A 2,580-nucleotide genomic window follows, 5' to 3' on the forward strand; every position below is an offset into this window, starting at 1 on the left:
AGACCTTCAAAATCACCGCGCCATGTCACATCTTCAGGACCGGTAAAACCATCATCGATGATATCATCAGTGCTGCGTTCTTCAGTCCATGAACACCAGTTATCACCAACAGTATTCTCCGCATTACCATCAAACCAGCGTGTCGTAAGTAAGAAGTAGATCGTTTCCTGGCGAGGATCGAAACGCGTAATATTCACTTTGCCGATACGGTAACTAAGTGAAGATTCTTGTGCATTACCCGCATTATCAACAGCAAGTACATTGATAGTGGTATTGCTACTAATATCGAATGTCTGACCGCTATACACTGCGCTTAAGCTTGTCACTTTGCTACCATCCAGCGTAAAGTAAAGCGTTGGACTCGCATCACGGTTATCATTAACGCTTAATGTAACAGCGACGGCAGTTTCAGAATGACCCGCAGGTGGCGTCGCTATAATAACGGGCGCAGTACTGTCTTCATTTAAGGAATAGGTAAATTCAGCAACTGCTGATTGATTTAAATCATTATCAATCGCGATCACTTTGACAAGCGCATCAACCACACCGTCACTAATATCGGCAATACTTATTGCTTGCGTATATAGCGTTGAACTTGTTGTTGGTGTACTACCATCGAGCGTGTAATAAATAGCTGCGTTAGGATCTCTATCTGTAGCCGCTAATGCAATATTCAGGTTACTTTGCTCATAGCTACCTGCAACAGGTGATGCAGATATAACGGGTGCAGTTTTGTCTGAAACATCACACAGGTCCATACTCACCCAGCTATTATTTTGATAACAGGGCGCTGCCGCAGCAAAACTTAAATCAGCTGTTTGACCTGCACTGCCATTAAAGATAACTTGCGCCGTCTCTACTTGCTGTGAAAAATCATATTTATACCAACCATCACCCAAAGACACCAGCGCTTCACCCGGCCAAGTCGTTGCAGTTAATGCAGGCAGAACATTCCAATAGTGAATATTAGGCGTACTATGATTGGCACTATTTTGATAATAGATAACCGTATATTGATCCGGATTAGTTGCGTTGATGGTGTAATTATAGGTTGTGATCGCGCTGTTTTGAGACGCATCAATAGCCAGTATAGTTAATACCAGATCAACCCCATTTTCAGTCACATTTTCGGCAGAGAACGTCTCGCTGTTACAGTTCATTGACAGCTCAGTTGGCGTTGTGCCATCGGTTGTACAATATAACTGTGGATCCGAGTCTTGATTATCAGTGACACTTAAGCTAATTTGCTGGCTAGCGTTATAAGTTCCCGTAGCAGTGCTTACAGCCACTACAGGTGCTTCAGTATCCTCGACGACAAGTGGAACAGCGGTTACTAGCTTGCTTTGTGCATTAAAACAAACCGTATAACTTTTGTTACCTTCAACAATGAAATCTGCTGTAGGATAATTTTCAGACCAATCTCCATAATGATCAATCTTAAAACGGGGTGACACATTTGCAAAACTTTGCTCACTGCAGAAATTAACATTGTCACTACTCACCATTGCGGTGGTAACCCAGTCATTAGATGTGCCGCGATAAAACCAGCTATCTTCGACTATTATCTCGCCACATTCAGCCATTTCTACCATCGACAAACTCAGCGTATCACTGTTCCATGTGATTTGTTGGCTGCTATTTGCTGTTACCAACACATCGCCTGTTGACGGAAAATTCTGACTCCAATCGCCATAACGATCAATTTTAAATCTAGGGTTGTCAGAGCCAAAGCTTTGACAGGTTTGATAGGTATTACTCGATACATTTTCCATTGCAGTGGCGACCCAGTTATTAGGCGTCCCACGGAAATACCAATCAGCTTGAGCAGACACAGAGGCCGCTATCAAACCGATAAAAAGTATTTTTTTCATTTAAGCTCTTCCTTGCTATCGCGGTTAATGGCTAAGCACAACCGCACCTCGCAGTGGTCAATTTAAGCGCAGCATAAGAAAAAACTCATGCTATCAGCCATAGAACAGGCTGGAAATGAAAGGTTATAACAACATAAACGACTACAAGTCGGTATGTTTAACTTGCTGTTTTAGAATCCATTCCTCACTAAGTCGTACTAGAACCATTCCAGTACGGCTTTAAACAGCTTCAAAGCGCGAGCCTTTGAAACTCAAAACGGCGGCATCAATAGAGCAAGCTCAACAGAAAAATTTCCATCCTGGAAAAGTTCTGCAAACAACTGAGCGTTCAGATTATTCAGCAAGTCTGTTTTCTTGTGAATAACATCCTCTACAAAATTCCGCCGAAATATTCGCATATATCATTATTATTTTTATTGTGTGTTTTTAGATATTTATCAATTAGCATTAATAAACAGTAAGTTAAAATCCTAATTTGCCAATAAAGTTGCACAAGGTTAATATTTGTACAACTTTATTGTTTATAGTAATTGTAAAACATCTCTTCAGCTCAAAAAATAGACAGCACAAGATGTTAAACTTGCGATCTCCGTCACGGCGCAAAATATCTACAATAAGAGCAAACTACTTTTACTTTGCTCTTTTCTTTAATTACATTAAATAATGACATTTCAAAAACTGTAAGTAGCATATTGGGAATCTTTATATC

The 2,580-nt window shown here is 40.6% G+C and carries 1 protein-coding gene; it reads right to left on the minus strand.

The window, feature by feature from the left end:
* Positions 1-1,871: chitobiase/beta-hexosaminidase C-terminal domain-containing protein (locus AC4GME_RS12400; protein WP_490379475.1), on the minus strand; the 1,871-nt coding region annotated here is incomplete at its 3' end.
* Between the last annotated feature and the right edge of the window lie 709 nt (positions 1,872-2,580).

It is taken from the genome of Psychromonas sp. (assembly GCF_983033635.1).